Annotated in this window: 17 protein-coding genes; 3 read left to right on the top strand and 14 right to left on the bottom strand. The window is 67.7% G+C overall.

What is annotated here, in order from left to right:
* The first annotated feature begins 51 nt into the window (after positions 1–51).
* A complete protein-coding gene (locus tag LRA98_RS00615; RefSeq protein ID WP_238632596.1) occupies positions 52–1,203 on the top strand; it encodes an aminotransferase class V-fold PLP-dependent enzyme in 1,152 nt (383 codons plus the stop codon).
* On the opposite strand, the gene holB is transcribed toward LRA98_RS00615, so the two are convergent.
* The 12 genes from holB to LRA98_RS00555 form a co-directional block, all read right to left on the bottom strand.
* Entirely contained in the window at positions 1,179–2,234 is a 1,056-nt protein-coding gene (gene holB, locus LRA98_RS00610) for a DNA polymerase III subunit delta' (protein ID WP_238632597.1), read from the bottom strand. The genes LRA98_RS00615 and holB overlap by 25 nt on opposite strands.
* Positions 2,231–2,878, bottom strand: a complete 648-nt coding sequence (gene tmk / locus LRA98_RS00605) for a dTMP kinase (protein WP_201167200.1) — start codon at positions 2,876–2,878, stop codon at positions 2,231–2,233. Before tmk ends, holB begins: the two co-directional genes overlap by 4 nt.
* Positions 2,875–3,900, bottom strand: a complete 1,026-nt coding sequence (gene mltG / locus LRA98_RS00600; RefSeq protein WP_238632598.1) for an endolytic transglycosylase MltG — start codon at positions 3,898–3,900, stop codon at positions 2,875–2,877. Before mltG ends, tmk begins: the two co-directional genes overlap by 4 nt.
* Positions 3,897–4,763, bottom strand: a complete 867-nt coding sequence (gene pabC / locus LRA98_RS00595) for an aminodeoxychorismate lyase (RefSeq protein WP_238632599.1) — start codon at positions 4,761–4,763, stop codon at positions 3,897–3,899. Before pabC ends, mltG begins: the two co-directional genes overlap by 4 nt.
* A 13-nt stretch (positions 4,764–4,776) precedes the next feature.
* A complete protein-coding gene (gene fabF / locus LRA98_RS00590) occupies positions 4,777–6,021 on the bottom strand; it encodes a beta-ketoacyl-ACP synthase II (protein ID WP_238632600.1) in 1,245 nt (414 codons plus the stop codon).
* An 87-nt stretch (positions 6,022–6,108) separates the two neighbouring features.
* Complete coding sequence (gene acpP / locus LRA98_RS00585; RefSeq protein ID WP_011814030.1) at positions 6,109–6,348, bottom strand: acyl carrier protein; 240 nt, start codon at positions 6,346–6,348, stop codon at positions 6,109–6,111.
* 134 nt (positions 6,349–6,482) lie between these two features.
* Positions 6,483–7,238 carry a 3-oxoacyl-ACP reductase FabG gene (fabG, locus tag LRA98_RS00580; RefSeq protein ID WP_238632601.1) on the bottom strand — a complete coding sequence of 252 codons (756 nt, stop codon included), beginning with the start codon at positions 7,236–7,238 and terminating at the stop codon, positions 6,483–6,485.
* A gap of 35 nt (positions 7,239–7,273) precedes the next feature.
* Positions 7,274–8,227, bottom strand: coding sequence for an ACP S-malonyltransferase (gene fabD / locus LRA98_RS00575; RefSeq protein WP_238632602.1), 954 nt, complete (start codon positions 8,225–8,227; stop codon positions 7,274–7,276).
* 33 nt (positions 8,228–8,260) lie between these two features.
* Positions 8,261–9,232, bottom strand: coding sequence for a beta-ketoacyl-ACP synthase III (locus tag LRA98_RS00570; protein WP_238632603.1), 972 nt, complete (start codon positions 9,230–9,232; stop codon positions 8,261–8,263).
* The gene (plsX, locus tag LRA98_RS00565) at positions 9,229–10,260 is read right to left on the bottom strand and encodes a phosphate acyltransferase PlsX (protein WP_201242510.1); all 1,032 of its coding nucleotides are present in this window, start codon (positions 10,258–10,260) and stop codon (positions 9,229–9,231) included. The genes LRA98_RS00570 and plsX overlap by 4 nt, the downstream gene beginning before the upstream one ends.
* A gap of 58 nt (positions 10,261–10,318) precedes the next feature.
* The gene (gene rpmF / locus LRA98_RS00560) at positions 10,319–10,498 is read right to left on the bottom strand and encodes a 50S ribosomal protein L32 (protein ID WP_201167188.1); all 180 of its coding nucleotides are present in this window, start codon (positions 10,496–10,498) and stop codon (positions 10,319–10,321) included.
* Positions 10,499–10,549: 51 nt separating this feature from the next.
* The gene (locus LRA98_RS00555) at positions 10,550–11,065 is read right to left on the bottom strand and encodes a YceD family protein (protein ID WP_201242508.1); all 516 of its coding nucleotides are present in this window, start codon (positions 11,063–11,065) and stop codon (positions 10,550–10,552) included.
* 92 nt (positions 11,066–11,157) lie between these two features.
* On the opposite strand from LRA98_RS00555, the gene LRA98_RS00550 reads away from it, so the two are divergent.
* Complete coding sequence (locus LRA98_RS00550) at positions 11,158–11,739, top strand: Maf family protein (protein WP_201167181.1); 582 nt, start codon at positions 11,158–11,160, stop codon at positions 11,737–11,739.
* A gap of 48 nt (positions 11,740–11,787) precedes the next feature.
* Here the strand turns inward: LRA98_RS00550 and LRA98_RS00545 are convergent, their stop codons facing one another.
* Both LRA98_RS00545 and LRA98_RS00540 read right to left on the bottom strand, forming a co-directional pair.
* A complete protein-coding gene (locus LRA98_RS00545) occupies positions 11,788–12,738 on the bottom strand; it encodes a S49 family peptidase (protein WP_238632604.1) in 951 nt (316 codons plus the stop codon).
* Complete coding sequence (locus tag LRA98_RS00540) at positions 12,735–13,712, bottom strand: RluA family pseudouridine synthase (RefSeq protein ID WP_238632605.1); 978 nt, start codon at positions 13,710–13,712, stop codon at positions 12,735–12,737. Before LRA98_RS00540 ends, LRA98_RS00545 begins: the two co-directional genes overlap by 4 nt.
* Before the next feature lie 409 nt (positions 13,713–14,121).
* Between LRA98_RS00540 and rne the strand changes: the two genes are divergently transcribed.
* Entirely contained in the window at positions 14,122–16,797 is a 2,676-nt protein-coding gene (gene rne, locus LRA98_RS00535) for a ribonuclease E (protein WP_238632606.1), read from the top strand.
* Positions 16,798–16,839: the final 42 nt, after the last annotated feature.

Genomic DNA, 16,839 nt, shown 5'->3' with positions numbered 1-16,839 from the left:
CAACCTGCCGACAGCCCGGCGACGGGCCGGTATACTCGCCCCCCGGATCCGATGGCAACGACAAAGGCAACGGCAATGGCCCACCCGGAGTTCCCGCTCGACCCGAACCTGGTCTATCTCAACCACGCCGGGGTCGGCACCTGGCCGCAGCGGACTCGGGATGCCGTCCACCGATTTGCCGACGAATGCCTCCATCGCGGAGCCGCGGACTATCCCAACTGGCTGGAGGCGGAAGACCGTCTACGGGCCCGGCTGGCACGACTGATGGGTGTCGCGGGTGCCGTGTCGGACATCGCCCTGGTGCCGAATACCTCGGCGGGCCTCTCCATGGTCGCCCACGGGGTGACCTGGCAGCCCGGCGACGAGGTGATCATCAACGACCAGGAATTCCCCTCCAATCGCTGGGTCTGGCAATCCCTGGCCCGACACTACGGCGTCCACGTCCGTCAGGTGCGACTGAGCGACGGCGCCACGCCGGAGGACGCCCTCATCGACGCCCTGACGCCACGCACCCGGCTGCTTCCGATCAGCAGTGTCCAGTACGGCACAGGACTGCGCATGGACCTGGAGCGGCTGAGTAACGCCTGTCGCGAGCGCGGCGTCCTGCTCTGCGTCGATGCGATCCAGACGCTGGGCGCCCTTCAGCTTGCCGTGGACGCCGATTTCATTGTCGCGGATGGACACAAGTGGATGCTCGGCCCGGAGGGGATCGGCGGGCTGTACGTCCATCCCCGGGTGCGCGATGAGCTGCGGATCTGGCAGATCGGCTGGCATATGGCCGAAGATCTGGGCGCCTTCGACCGACCCGACTGGGATCCCGCCGGCACCGGCCGGTGCCTGGAACCCGGTAGCCCGAACCTGCTTGGCAGCCACGCCCTCGAAGCGAGCCTGGCGGTGCTCGAGGATGTCGGCTTGGAGGAGGTCGAGCGGCGCGTCCTGACGAATGCCCGGGAGGCCATGGAAGGCGTCCGGCGCCACGGTTTCGAGCTGGTGACACCGACTGAAGCGGATCGCCACGCCGGTATTGTCACCTTCCGCGTCCCGGGCGCCGACCCGGAGCGCCTCCTGGCGGCTCTGCGCGCCCGCGATGTTGCCTGTGCCTCGCGTTGTGGCGGCATCCGTTTCTCGGCGCACTTCTACAACACGGCGGAGGACCTGGAGGAAGCCTGGCGGCGGCTTCAGGCCTGCCTGGCGGCCGAGTGACCCACGGGCCGCAGGGCTGCGGCCAGGTCGAGGAGGATCGCCTCCGCGGCCAGACGTCCATTCAGGGGTTGCTCCAGGCTGCGCCGGTGCTCGCCGATGCGCAGGAACGTCTGGTGCAGCGACTCCGGCGATGCCTGCCGAATCAGCTGTTGCGCCAGGGTTGAGGGCAGCAGCCCGCGATCCGGTGCGCCGTGGCGCTGACGCAGCAGATCCGCGAGGATCGCCGAAACCGCGTCGGCCAACGCCTCCGGCGCCCGTTCCCAGGTCTCTGCCTCTTTGACCGGATCGCCACCGGCACTCAACCGGTGAAGCTGCTGGAGCAATGCCTCGTACCCCTCAAGGCCCTGTTCGCGGAGGATGCGCTCGGCCGCCAGCGGCATGCCGCCGGCCAGCGCCAGTGCCTTGTCTGCCCGCTCAGCCCCGGCCGCGGCACGCTCGATTAGCCACTGCCGTGCCGTGCCCCAACGCGGTGGCGACAACCCGCGCACCGTGCACCGGCTGCGTACGGTCGGTGGCAGCCGCCCCGGTCGCCCGGTAGCCAAGATGAGGAACACCCCTGCGGGCGGCTCCTCCAGTGTCTTGAGCAGGCTGTTGGCTGCTGCGCGGTTGAGCCGGTCGCACGGCACGATCACCGCGACCCGGCTACCGCTGAGCTGCGCGCTCAGATGCAGGAAATCGACCAGCCCGCGGACGCTATCGACCACGATTTCGCCGCGCTCGCCACCGCGGCTGGGGCTGAGGGTGCGCAGATCGGGATGGGCCCCGCCACCGGTCAGACGACAGCCACGGCATTCCCCGCAGGGCCGCTGTCCGCTCTCCTCCCCACCCTGACAGAGCAGCGCCCGGGCCAGGACGCCGGCCAGCAGCCTCTTTCCGAGTCCGGTTCGCCCAGTCAGCAGCAGGGCGTGATGCAACCGACCCTGGTCGTGCAGGGCGAGCAGCCGGTCAAGTTCCGGGAGCAGCCAGGGCGGGAGCTGGCCCCGTCCCTGCCCCGGCGGCACCCAGTCCGGATGCTCGGGTGCTTCGCTCATGACGCACTCCGCGCCGGGAGCAGGTCGGCCAGTGCGGCGCGTGCCTGGCGGGCCACGTCGTCTTCCGGCCGGTTCGCGTCAATGCAACGGAAGCGCGTTGGTTCCGCTGCGGCACGACGGGCGTAAGCGGCGCGCGCCGCAAGGAAGAACGGGTCCTGCTCCTGCTCGAAACGATCCTCCCCGCTGCCCCGACTGGCGACCCGGGAGCGTCCGACCGACGGATCCACATCGAGCAGCAGCGTCCGGTCAGGCACGAAGCCCCCGTGGACCCACTGCTCCAGTACCGCGATCCGTTCATCACCGAGCCCGCGGCCGCCGCCCTGATAGGCGTAGGTGGCGTCCGTAAAGCGGTCGCTGACCACCCAGCGCCCCGTGGCCAGGGCTGGATGGATGACCTGCGCGAGGTGCTCGGCCCGCGCGGCGAAGACGGTCAACGCCTCGGCCTCTGCGCTGAGACCGCTGTACTGCGGGTCGAGGAGCGCGCCGCGCAGGGCCTCGCCGAAAGGCGTACCCCCAGGCTCGCGGGTGAACAGCGGCCGCTCGATGCCGGCCTCTTCCAGCATCTGCTCGATGGCCCGCAGACAGGTGGTCTTGCCGGCCCCTTCCAGCCCTTCGACGGTGATGAAACGGCCTCGCTCCGTCACTCCTCCTCCAGGATGTAGCGTCGGACGGCCTCGTTGTGCTCGTCCAGCGTGTCCGAGAAATGGTGGCTGCCGTCGCCGCGGGAGACGAAATAGAGCGCACTGCCCGGCTTCGGGTCGACAGCCGCTTTCAGAGAGGCCCGCCCGGGAAGGGCGATCGGGGTCGGCGGCAGGCCGTGGCGCGTGTAGGTGTTGTAAGGCGTATCACGGCGCAGATCGGATCGGCGCAGCCGCCCGTCGTAGTCTTCGCCCAGGCCGTAGATCACGGTTGGATCCGTCTGCAGGCGCATGCCCTGCTCCAACCGCCGCGTGAACACCCCCGCCACCTTCCGCCGCTCGTCATCACGGCCGGTCTCGCGCTCGATGATCGAAGCGAGAGTGAGTACCTCGTAGGGATCTTCCAGGGGCAGTTCCGGCCGTCGCTCGGCCCACACGCGGGCCAGTTCCTGACGCATCTGCCCGAACGCCACGCGCAGCAGATCACGATCCGTGGTACCGCGCGGGAAATGGTAAGTAGTGGGGAAGAACATCCCCTCGGGGTGTCGCTCCCCGAGGCCGAGCTCCTCCATGATCTCATGATCGGGGATACCCTCCAGCGTCTGCTCTACAGCATCGTGTCGGCCCAGGGCCTCGCGCAGGCGTGCAAACGTCCAACCCTCGACCACGGTGAGCGGGTGGAGCTTGACCCGGCCGGCGCGCACCCGCGCCAGGAGCTGACGGACGGTCATGCCCTGCTCCACCGCGTACTCGCCCGCTTTGAGCTCAGCGGAGATACCGGTCAGGCGCCCGTAGATCCGCAGCCCGAATCGCGTCGCCCCGGAGATCCAGCCCCTCGCCTCCAGTTCCCGCCCCAGGGCGTGCAGCGAACTGCCCCGCGGAACCTCTAGGGTCGCGGGCGGATCACTAACGGCCATAGGGCGCTGGTCGAGCTCGTAGAACAGCCAGCCGCCGCCGACGATCGGCAGAAGCACAAGCACAAGCACCGGGGCGAGGATCCACCAGCGCCGCCGGGATGCGCGCGTCACCAACGCCCTTCTCCGCCAACCTCGGGCGGGTCCACCAGCGGCGTGAGCCCGCGACTGCCGATCTGCTCGAGATAGCCGCGACTGACCTTCCCGACTGGGACCCAGGTCCCGGCCACCGAGCGGACCGGCCAGAGGCCGATCAGGCTGTTGGTCAGGAAAACCTCGTCCATCTCGGCGAATTCACCCGGATAGAAACCGCGTTTCTCCACCCGCAGGCCGAACGCCTCGGCCTGCTCCACGATCCAGCGGCGCATCACGCCGGCCACGCCCGAGTGGGTCAGCGGCGGTGTCAGCAACACCCAGTTCCGGACCGCGAAGACGTTGGTCGCGGTACCCTCCACGATGAGCCCGTCGGCATCGAGCATCAAGCCCTCGGCGATGGCCGCATCCCGCCACTCGGAACGGGCCATCACCTGCTCCAGGCGATTGAGGTGCTTGATACCGGCCAGCCGGGGCTGCGCACTGATGCGCGTCCGGCAGAGGCGGACATCGACTCCCTGCCAGCGTTCCGGCGGGATCGCCGGCGGATTGTGAAGCGTCAGGATGCGGGTGGGGATCGGCCGGGACGGGGGCAGGTAGCCGCGCCCTTCACTGCTGCCCCGGGTGTAGACCACCTTGAGCACCCCGCTCTCCACCTTTTCGGTAAGAAAGCGGGCCTCTTCTCGCAGGGTCGCCAATGGTGGCTCCGGGAGCCCCAGCTGCCGCGCCCCGTCCAGCAGCCGGTCCATATGGTAGTCCCACAGACACAGCCGCCCCCGATTCACCGCTATGGTTTCGAACAGACCGTCGCCATAGGCCAGGCCACGGTCCTCGGCATCCAGGGCCGTATCCGCTCTGCCGTTGACCAGTTGCTTACGGCTCAAGGGCCCCCACTTCTCAGCTCGCCTTGCGAAAGATCAGGGAAGCGTTCGTCCCGCCGAATCCGAAGGAGTTGCTGAGTACGGCCTGCAGCCGCTGTTGCCGCGCCTCGCCGGGTACCAGATCGAGACCGGCGCAATCGGCCTCCGGGTGATGGAGATTGCAGGTCGGCGGAATGATCCCGTCGCGCAGCGCCAACACGCTGAATACCGCCTCCAGCCCGCCGGCGGCGCCGAGCAGATGCCCGGTCACCGACTTGGTGGAACTCATGGCCACCTCGCCGGCCCGATCGCCAAACAGGCGCTTGACGGCCGCCGCCTCGGCCAGGTCGCCGACCTGGGTCGATGTACCGTGGGCGTTGATGTAATCGATATCCGCGGGTGCCATGGCGGCGTCTTCAAGGGCCCGTGCCATACAACGCTGCGCCCCCTCGCCGCTCTCGGCAGGCTGCGTGATGTGATGGGCATCCGAGCTGGTGCCGAACCCGGCCAGCTCGGCCAGTATGGTCGCCCCGCGCGCTCGCGCATGGGCATAGGACTCCAGCACCAGGACCGCCGCGCCTTCGCTCAGGACGAAACCATCGCGATCGATATCCCAGGGGCGACTGGCCGTCGAGGGATCATCGTTGCGACTCGACAGCGCCCGCGCCGACGAGAACGCCGCCAGTCCCAGCGGGGTGATGCACTTCTCCGCACCGCCGGCGATCATGACGTCCGCGTCTCCGGCGGCAATCATGCGGGCGGAGACACCGAGGTTGTGGGTGCCCGCCGCGCAGGCGGTGACGGTTGAGAGATTGGGGCCGCGCAGCCCGTAGTGGATCGATAGGTTCCCGGCCGCCATATTGATCACGCTGCTCGGCACCAGGAAGGGAGAGACCTTGCGTGGCCCACCCTCCATCAGGGCCTGGTGGCCCGTCTCGATCCCCAGGATACCGCCGATGCCGGAGCCAACGGACAGCCCGATCCGGTCCGCGTTGTCCTCGCGGATCTCCAGGCCGCTCGACTCCAGGGCTTCGGCACAGGCGCCGAAGGCATAGTGGATGAACGGGTCCATCCGCCGTGCTTCTTTGCGCGGCAGACACTGGGACACATCGAAGCCCTCGATCGTCCCGCCGAACTGGACCGCGTAGGCGGACGTATCAAACTCGGTGATGGTCCGGATCCCGCTGCGGCCCTCGGTCACCGCGGACCAGGCTTCATCAGCGGAGTGACCGACCGGAGAGACCACCCCCAGCCCGGTTACGACAACGGCTCGATCATCCATACCCTTGTGCCCTTCGGGGCGCAGAATGTATCGGGGCCGGTCCACCGGACCGGCCCCGCTGCGCCTTCAGACTGTGGCCCGTGGGGGTTACCCCTCCAGGTGCTTCTTGATGTAGTCCACGGCCTGCTGGACCGTCGTGATCTTTTCGGCTTCCTCGTCGGGGATCTCGCACTCGAACTCCTCCTCGAGCGCCATCACGAGCTCGACGGTGTCCAGCGAGTCGGCGCCAAGGTCGTCCACGAACGAGGCCTCACCAGTGACCTCTTCCTCTTTGACCCCCAGTTGCTCGACGACGATTTTCTTGACGCGATCTTCGATGCTGCTCATTAAAAGGTCCTCCGAGGTTCTAATTGGCGCAGTCTTCCGGCTGCGGCGCGTATTGTAGGGGAACAGTTCGCTGAGTACCAGAACGCCCCAGCGGAATCCTGAACCATTTACAAGATACTGTTTAACAACGAGTTTTAAGCCATGTGCATGCCGCCGTTGACGTGCAGTGTCTCGCCCGTGATGTAACCGGCGGACGGCGAGGCCAGGAAAGTCACCGCCGCGGCGATATCCTCCGGGCTGCCAAGCCGCTCCAGGGGCACATTGCCAATCAGCGCCGCCCGCTGCTCCTCGCTCATGGCGGCCGTCATATCCGTCTCAATGAATCCGGGCGCTACCGTGTTCACCGTGATGTTGCGCGCACCGAGCTCCCGGGCCATCGACTTGGTCAGGCCCATGATGCCGGCCTTCGCCGCAGAGTAATTGGCCTGACCGGCGTTGCCCATGGCCCCGACGACCGAACCGATGTTGATGATGCGCCCGCCGCGCGCCTTCATCATGCCGCGCAGGCACGCCTTGCTCATGCGGTAGACGGAGCTGAGGTTCGTGTCGATGATCTGATCCCACTCATCATCCTTCATCCGCATGAGCAGGTTGTCGCGGGTGATGCCGGCGTTATTCACCAGGATGGTTGGCGCCCCGAAGTCACGGCCAATGGCGCCCAGCACCTCGGCAATCTGCTCCGAGTCGGTGACATCCAGTGCCATCCCGGTGCCCATAAGCCCGGCCTCCGACAGGCGCTGCCGAATTCCCTCGGCGCCCTGCTCGCTGGTGGCGGTCCCGATGACCGTCGCGCCGGCGCGGCCGAGGGACTCCAGAACGGCTTGGCCGATGCCCCGGCTCGCCCCGGTTACCAGGGCGATCTGCCCCTGCAGGTCGTCTTTGCCGTGCACGCTGCCTCCTTCAAACAAAAGCTGTCCGGATGGGGTTAGCTGGTCGCCGGGAAACGGCGCAGCATGTCGTCCAGAGTGTCCGGCTCGCTGAGCGATCCGCCCTGAAGGCTGCGCTCAATCCGGCGAGTCAGTCCGGTCAGAACCTTGCCCGGGCCGCACTCCGCCAGGACCTGAACGCCTTCGCCGCTCATCTTCTGGACCGTCTCCGTCCACCGCACCGGGTTCGCCAGCTGCTCGACCAGCCGGCGGCGGATCGACGCAGCGTCCCGGCTGACCGAGACATCGACGTTGTGGATGACCGGACGGCGCGGCTCCTCGATCGCTACTTCCTCGAGGCGCTGGGCCAGACGCTCGGCGGCTGGCTGCATGAGGCTGCAGTGGGACGGCGCGCTGACTGGCAGCGGCAGAACTCGCTTGGCGCCGGCCTCCTTCGCGGCGGAACCGGCCCGCTCCACTGCCTCCTGGTTGCCGGCGATGACCACCTGTCCCGGCGCGTTGAAGTTGACGGGCTGCACGACGGCCCCCTGGGCGGCGCCGGCGCAGATCTCCCGGATCTTGTCGTCCTCAAGCCCGATGACCGCCGCCATGGCGCCCTCGCCGGCCGGCACGGCCTCCTGCATGTAGCGACCGCGCTCGGCGACCAGCGCGGCCGCATCGGCGAGCTGCAGCGACTCGGCAGCCACCAGCGCGCTGTACTCCCCCAGGCTGTGTCCGGCCAGCACCGCCGGCTCCGCACCGCCTCGTTCCTGCCAGACGCGCCACAGCGCCACGCTGGCGACCAGGATGGCCGGCTGCGTACGATCGGTCCGATCGAGTTCCTCAGCTGGCCCGTTCGCGACCAGTTCCCAGAGATCGTAACCCAGCGGCTCGGAGGCTTCGCCGAAGGTCTCGCGGACCGTTTCGTCTTCCTGCCAGGCCGCCATCATCCCGACCGCCTGGGAGCCCTGGCCGGGAAAGACCATTGCAAGTTCCGGGGTGTGATTGCTCATCTCAGCTCCTGCACGGAATCCATCTCGGGAGGGCTAGTACCGGACCAGCGCCGACCCCCAGGTAAACCCGCCACCAAAGGCTTCCAGCAGCAGGGTCTCCCCGCGCTGGATGCGACCGTCACGCACCGCGGTATCCAAGGCGATGGGGATCGACGCAGCCGACGTGTTGCCGTGCTCGCCCACCGTCACCACCACGCGCTCCATGGGCAGATCGAGCTTCTTCGCGGTGGCCTGGATGATGCGGATATTCGCCTGATGCGGGACGAGCCAGTCGACCTCGCCCTTGTCGACCCCGGCCGAGTCCAGGGTCTCTTCGACAATCCGCGTAAGGGTGTTCACGGCCACCTTGAACACCTCGTTGCCCCGCATGTGGATGTAGCCGCTTTGGGCCCCGAGGGCGGCGTAGCCCCGCCCCGGCCCCCACGGGACATACAGCAGCGGCTCATAGCGACCGTCACAGTGCAGGTGGGTGGAGAGCACACCGGGTTCGTCCGAGGCCTCGAGCACCACAGCTCCACCGCCATCCCCGAAGAGCACGCAGGTTCCGCGATCCTCCCAGTTGAGGATGCGGGTCATCGCCTCGGCACCGATCACCAGGGCACGGCGCGCATCACCGCAACGCACGAAACGCTCGGCGATACCCAGAGCGTAGATAAACCCTGAGCAGGCCGCCGAGATGTCGAAGGCCGCCGCACCGGGACGCACCCCAAGGGCGCGCTGCAGGGACGAGGCCGTACTTGGGAAGATCCGGTCAGGCGTGCAGGTGGCGACGATGACCAGATCGATCTCATCGCCGCTGACTCCGGCCGCTTCCAGCGCCCGCTGCGCCGCGATCCGACCGAGATCGCCGCAGACCTCCTCATCGGCGATCACCCGCCGCTCGCCGATCCCCGTGCGCTCGCGGATCCACTGATCCGAGGTCTCGACATGCTGCTCGAGATCCTTGTTTGTGATCACACGTTCGGGGAGGTAACTCCCAGTGCCGATTATCCTTGCGTTGCTCACGCCCCTTCTCTCGCCCCCAGCAGCCGCTCGATGCGCGCATTGATCAGGTCCGGGACCCCCTGTTCGGCCTCCCGGACAGCGGTGTCGATGGCCCGACCAAAGGCAAAGCTGTCCGCCGAACCGTGACTCTTGAGGGCAACCCCCCGCAGGCCGAGCAGGCTCGCGCCGTTATACTGACGGGGATCGATACGCCCGCGCAGGGAACGCAGCACCGGCAGCGCGATCAACCCGGCGATCCGCGAGAGAAGGTTGCGGCGGAACTCCCTGCGCATGTACTCGGAGATCAGTGACGCCACGCCTTCACTGGACTTTAGGGCCACGTTGCCGACGAATCCGTCGCAAACGACCACGTCGGCCTCGCCCTTGAAGATGCCGTCGCCCTCGATGTAACCGGTGTAGTGGATCTCCCGGGACTCCAGCAGCAGCTCCGCGGCGTGCTTGACCGACTCGTTGCCCTTGATCTCCTCTTCCCCGATGTTCAGCAGCCCCACACGCGGACGCTCCACCCCGTGGACAGCCTCCGCGGCCACCGCCCCCATGACAGCAAACTGAAAGAGGTGGTCGCCGGTGCAGTCGACGTTGGCACCGAGATCCAGCATGTGTGTGGCACCGTCAAGCGTGGGGAGGGTGCTCATGATCGCCGGCCGGTCGATGCCCGGCAGGGTCTTCAACAAGTAGCGGGCGGTCGCCATGAGCGCACCGGTGTTCCCGGCGCTTACACAGCCATCGGCCTCCCCGGCCTTGACCATCTCCAGGGTGACACGCATGGACGAATCCTTCTTGGAGCGCAGCGCCTGGGAAGGCGGCTCGTCCATGGCCACGACCTGCGTGCAGTGGCGCACGCTCACGCGCTCGGCATCGCCGTACCTCTCCGCCCGGAGGTGCTCGCGCAGGGTCTCTTCCTGCCCCACGAGCACCACGTGGAGATGGGGGTGGCGTTCCAGCGCCCGCAAAGCAGCGGGGACCACGACACTGGGTCCGTGATCCCCGCCCATAGCGTCCAGCGAAAGGGTTATATGGCCCGTCATGCCTTCACCCGCTCGACGACTGGGCAATACCCCGCGATGACGACCACGGCGGAGCGGCTCAGTCGTCCTGCCCGCGGGTCACCTTGCGGCCCCGGTAGTAGCCGTCGGCGCTGATGTGGTGACGGCGATGAGTCTCGCCGGTGCTCTGCTCCGTGGCGAGCGTCGGCTTGCTCAGGCTGTCGTGGGAGCGACGCATGCCACGCTTGGAGGGCGTCTTGCGATTCTGTTGTACGGCCATTGTCTAATCACTCCGATCGGTTCAGAAATTCGTTTTTGGCGGGGCCCTGGATTAGTCATCTGCCTCGTGGCGGCGGACCTTGCCCTGCAGGCTGGCAAACGGGCTGAGGGCTTCCCGCGCGATACCGGCCTCGTGTTCGGGGGGCGTGCAATCCGCCCCTGTATGCCGCGCCACCACCGGCAGCGCCAGCAGGATCTCTTCCTCGACGACCTGCAGGGGCCGAACCGCCGAGCCGCAGACATAGGGCTCCAGCTCGTCGGGCAGGGCCTCGCCCTCCTCCTCGGTCGCCACGATGACCACCCGGAAGGCGACGACCACCGGGTGATGATAAACCCCGAGGCAGCGCTGGCACGTCAGCGGCACGTCCGCCTCGATGCGCCCCGCCAGTTCCCGCCGGCCCGCGTCATCCAGGCTGCCTTCCAGGCGAGCCCACGCCTGCCCTTCCTGGATCGCCAGCAACGGCGCCAGGCGCGGCATGGTCGGCAGCGCCAGAGTGCCCTGGTGGACACGAGGCGGCGTGCCAAAATCGTCTGGAGCCAGCCCATCCGGCAACATAAGGGTCTGCATACTAGCCCCGCCACCGGATACTGTAAAGTGCTGGCACTGCGCCGTTTACGGCGCTAGGGTGCACGGCGTTCCAAGCCAATGGGTCTTAATCCATGTCTGAAGCAGGATCGCTGATTCTGGCCTCCGCATCGCCTTATCGTCGGGCGCTACTCGAACGTCTGGGCATCCCGTTTGAGATCGATGCCGCTTCTATTGACGAGACCATCGCCAGCGGCGAATCCCCGGAAGGCGCCGTGGCGCGCCTAGCGCGGGAGAAGGCCCGGGCGGTGGCCGAGCGTCGCCCCGGAGCCGTGGTGATCGGCAGCGACCAGGTGGCCGCACTCGGCAGCGAGATCCTCGGCAAGCCCGGAAGCGAAGAGCGTGCCCGAGAGCAACTGAGCCGCTACTCCGGCCAATGCGTGCGCTTTCTCACCGCAGTCTGCGTATGCCAGGACAGCGCCGAGGAACACCTGCTGGAAACCGTACAGGTCCGGTTCCGGAGCCTCGACGCAGAGACCATCGAGCGTTACGTCCGAGCCGACCATCCCCTCGACTGTGCCGGGGCAATTCGCTCGGAGGGCCTTGGTGCCGCTCTGCTGGAGTCCGTGGAGAGCAACGACCCCTCGGCGCTCATCGGCCTGCCGCTGATCGGCGTCGCCCGGCTTCTGCGCGACAAGGGCTACCGTTTGCCCTGATCCCCCTGCGGCTGCGGACCGGCCCGGGGGCCGGCCCGCAGCGCGACATCAGCGGGGCTGATACTCGAGACTCTGCAACGACTGGTAGACCCCCTGCCCCACGGCGGTGCCGAAACGCTCGGCGAGTTGGGAGAGGAAGTCCCGACGGGCTGTGTAGTCGACGAGCTCCTCCTCGCCGATCACGTCCCGGGCAACGCTGCGCACACTGCCGATCTCGTCGGCAAGCCCCTTGTCGAGACTCTGCCGCCCGGTCCAGATCAGCCCCGAGAACAGGCGCTCCTCGTCGGCTCCAGCTGCGTCGATCTGCTCCCCGCGCCCGTCACGGACCGCGGCGATGAACTGGCCATGGATATCGTCGAGCATAGTGCGGACGTGCTCGACATGGTCCTCGTTCTCCGGCGCGAAGGGATCGAGGAAGGCCTTGTCCTCTCCGGCCGTATAGATTCGCCGCTCGATGCCGAGTTTCTCCAGCGCCTCACCAATACCGAAGCTGCCCATGATCACCCCGATCGAGCCCACGACACTCGACTCGTTGACGTGGATCCGGTCGGCGGCGGCAGCGACATAGTATGCGCCGGAGGTGCCGACGTCCTCGATGACCGCATGGACCGGGATGTCTTCATGCTCGTCGCGCAGACGCCGAATCTCCTGGTAGATCTGCCGGGCGTGCACGGCGCTCCCGCCGGGGCTGTTGATGCGCAGCACCACCCCGGCGACATCGTCCGCCTCGAAGGCGCGCACCAAGCCGCGAATCACCTGCTCGGCGCTGGCCGCAGAATCCGACATGATCGGACCATCGATCCGCACCTCAGCCGTGTGCGGGCCAACCTCCTCTTCGGCAGCGAAATCAAGGCGCCCGAGGGAGATCGCCACCAAGACAACCACCGCCAGAACGGCACCGCGGGTAATCAGGCGCCAGCGCCGTGCCCGCCGCTGCTCGCGGATATTCTCCTTCAGCAGCTCCAGTAGCGCTTCGCGCTCGGATGTCTCTTCGCTCATGCTGACTCCTCGTCTTGGGATTGCGACAGGCGCTCAAGCACCGCCTGCAACTCATCGCCCAGCGGTGCCTCGATACATAGGGGCTCCCCGCTGTCCGGATGCTGGAAGCGCAGCGATGAAGCATGCAAAAACAGCCGGCGCAGGCCGCACTCACGCAGCGCGGCATTCGCCGCACGATCGCCGTAGCGCTCATCGCCGGCGACCGGGTGGCCGATATGGCGGGCGTGGACCCGGATCTGGTGAGTGCGTCCGGTCTCCAGCCGCGCAGTGACCAGAGTCGCCCGCACCCACCGCTGTACCGGGCGGAATTCGGTCACCGCCGCCCGCCCCTGCTTGCTGACGCGCACCTGGCGATCCCGCGGTGCGCCGGGCAGGCGCTCCAGAGGCGCGTCCACCCGCACCGGCATCACCCCGCGCACCCGCCCGGCCAGAAGCGCGGCGTAATGCTTTTCCACCTTGCCCTGGCGAAGCTGCTCGTGGAGCCGACGCAGGGTGGAGCGCCGCTTGGCCAACATCAGGCAACCGCTGGTCTCTTGGTCCAACCGGTGAACCAGCTCAACGAAGGGAAGGTCTGGCCGAATACCCCGGATCGCCTCGACCAACCCGACACGCACGGTAGAACCGCCATGCACAGCAAGCCCCGACGGCTTGTCCAGGATCAGCAGCCGTTCATCCTCGTAGAGGACCCCATCGCGCAGTCGCGCCTCTAGGCCGTCGGGCAGCCCGCCGGAAGCGACCTCAGCGGGCTGACGCTGCCCCGAAACCGGCGGTATGCGCACCACCTCCCCGGTGCTCAGGCGGCGCGTGGGCCGCGCCCGCCCCCCGTCGACCCGGACTTCCCCCTTGCGCAGCAGGCGATAGATCCGGCTGCGCGGAACACCCTTGAGCTGGCGCAGGAGGAAGTTGTCAATTCGTTGCCCGGCCTCTTCGGCCAGTACCTGATGGTGTCGAACCTTGGGATCAGAGGCACTCATTCGGAAATTTTAGCAAAAGAAGAAATTTGAAGGGTGACGCAAGTCACTGATACAATTAGTCGCACGTGGCGACCGGTTAAGCCGGGATCCGCGACGACGGGTTTCATGCAGTGTCGCACCTCGTGCGGCACTGATTGCAGCACCAGAACGAGACAACGGGCCCGCGCCCGGACGCGGCGCGGGCCACTTGACCACGACCAACAAGCCCTGCGCCCCTTCAACAGGAGTCGAGCGCGGATGACACGGACGGATCTGTCGCACTGGATGGTCTGGCTCGCCGCCTGGTCGGCGCCACCAATGTCGCCCGAGCGGCCCTTGGTGGCGTGGCCAGATACGACGCCGACGTACCGGTCCGTCCTGTCCGGCGGCCTGGAAGCGATGGCGGCAGGGCTGCGGAGATTGCGCACCCATGAAAAGAATGCTGATCAACGCAACTCAGCCGGAAGAGTTGCGCGTTGCGCTGGTGGACGGCCAGATCCTCTACGATCTCGACATCGAGGCGCCCTCCCGCGAGCAGAAAAAGGCGAACATCTACAAGGGGATCATCACCCGGGTTGAGCCGAGCCTGGAGGCCGCGTTCGTCCAGTACGGTGCGGAGCGCCACGGCTTTCTGCCCTTCAAGGAAATCGCGCCCGCCTACTTCACCTCGGCGGATGGTCAGCGGAACACGCCGAAAGACGGCCTGCGCGAAAATCAGGAAGTCCTCGTCCAGGTCGATAAGGAGGAGCGTGGCAACAAGGGCGCCGCGCTGACCACTTATATCAGCCTGGCCGGGCGCTACCTGGTGCTCATGCCGAACAACCCCCGGGCCGGCGGCGTGTCCCGCCGGATCGAAGGCTCCGATCGCGCCGAGATTCGTGAAAGCCTGCGCCAGCTCGATGTCCCGGAGGGCATGGGCTTGATCGTGCGTACAGCGGGCGTGGGGCGCAGCACCGAAGAGCTCCAGTGGGACCTGGATTACCTGCTCAAGCTCTGGGACGCCATCCAGAACGCCACCGCCGAGCGCGCCGCTCCGTTTCTGGTCTACCAGGAGAGCGACGTCATCATCCGCGCCCTGCGCGACTATCTCCGCTCGGACATCGGCGAAATCCTGGTTGATGACGACGAGGTCTTCGCCAAGGCGCGCGACTTCATCGAGCAGGTCATGCCGTACAACCGGCAGAAGCTCAAGCAATACACCGACCCGGTTCCCCTCTTCTCGCGCTACCAGATCGAGAGCCAGATCGAGTCGGCGTTCCAGCGGGACGTGCGCCTCCCTTCCGGCGGTGCGATCGCCATCGACCATACCGAGGCGCTGATCTCCATCGACATCAACTCCTCGCGCGCCACCAAGGGTGCTGACATCGAGGAGACGGCGCTTAACACAAACCTCGAGGCCGCCGACGAGATCGCCCGGCAACTGCGCCTGCGCGACCTCGGTGGCCTGATCGTGATCGACTTCATCGACATGGGTCCGCCGCGCCACCAGCGGGAGGTGGAGAATCGGCTGCGTGAGGCGGTCAAGGCGGATCGGGCCCGGGTGCAGATCGGGCGAATCTCCCGGTTCGGCCTTCTGGAGATGTCCCGGCAGCGCCTGCGCTCCTCGCTTGGTGAGGCCCACCAAGAGGTCTGCGGTCGGTGCGGCGGCCAGGGCACGGTGCGCAGCGTCGAGTCCCTGGCGTTGTCGATTTTGCGCATCATCGAGGAAGAGGCGATGAAGGAGAAGACCGGGCGCGTGCTCGCCCAGCTCCCGATCGAGGTCGCCACCTTCCTGCTCAACGAAAAGCGGGCCCAGATCGCCGAGCTCGAACACCGCTACGGCGTGCACGTCCTGCTGATCCCGAACCGCAACCTGGAGACCCCGCATTACGACGTCCAGCGCGTGCGTACCGACGAGGGGCTCGAGCAGAGCGGCTCCAGCTACAACCTGGCCACACCCGCGCCGGAGCCGACCGTCATCGAAGCGGGCCTGCCGGCCAGCCGGCCACCGGCACCCGCCGTGCAGGGTGTAACCCCCAGCGCGCCGGCGCCCGCGCCGGAATCGCAACAAACATCGGACGCTGCAGCCGGGGATGGCCACCAGGAGGAGGATGCCCCGCTGAGTTCGATCTTCCGCCGTCTCCGCGGCCTGCTGTTCCAGAGCGCGCCCGGCGACGAGCGCACCGAAGAGGGGGATTCCGGACGCGAGAAGAAGCCACGGTCCCGGAGCGAGCGGAGCTCCAGTGATGGCAACGGCTCCAGCACCGGCCAGAACAGACGGGGAACCCGGCGCGGTGGCCGCTCCCGCGGCGGCGGCCGGAGTCGACGCAGCCCCGGCGGTGGTGCCAGCGAGGGCGGCAACGGTCAGCAGCAAAACGAGCAGGAGAGCCCGTCGAAGGGCGCGTCGAGCGAAGCGCCCCGCGCCCCGGATGAGACCAAGGGGCACGGTGGCAACGGCGGCAAAGGGCGTTCCACGGGCGGCAAGCGCAAGAATGCCGGTGGCAACGGCAAGGCTGAGGCCACCGCCGAGCCCCCGGTGGACGATGCCCAGACCACGGACGCTGACAGCGGCAGCACCCGGCAGGACACCCCCTCGGCGGCAGCGGGTCAGGACGACACCTCCCGCAACGCCGAAGCCCGCTCCGCCCGCAGCGGTCGCAGCCGCCGCGGGCGCCGCGGGGGTCGCCGGCGCCGTCGCTCCAGCAACGGCAACGAGCACGCCGACGGATCCACCACCGCCTCAGGCGCGGAGGAGAACGGCGACACGGGGCCGGAATCCCCGGCACCTGACCCGGCGGCTGCCGCATCGCCCGCCACTTCCACGCCGGCGGGCGCGGATGCGGAGAAGACGCCGGACAAACCTGCAAACGCGCCGGACCGGGCGGATACACAGCCCCCGAGCGCGGAGACCGGGGATGTACAGCCCTCACAGCCGTCTGCTGGCCCCGCGCCCCGGGGAAGCGCCGACGATGCGGCCCAGGGCAACGGCGGGCGCAAACAGGTCCGCTCGGGGCGTCCGCGCCGACCGAAGCAGGCTTCTACATCCGGAACCGAGGCATCATCACCAACCAGCGATGATCGCACCTCGACCCACGCGGAAGGTGAAGGGGCGGAAAAGGCCGAGTAACCGCCGCCCTATCCGCCCAATAACGGTTGACTGCGGGCGGCG

It is taken from the genome of Halorhodospira sp. M38 (assembly GCF_022227985.1).
Taxonomy (GTDB): Bacteria; Pseudomonadota; Gammaproteobacteria; order Nitrococcales; family Halorhodospiraceae; genus Halorhodospira; species Halorhodospira halophila_A.
The sequence above is the reverse complement of the archived record's forward strand: the minus strand, read 5'-3'. Positions and strand labels throughout refer to the sequence as shown.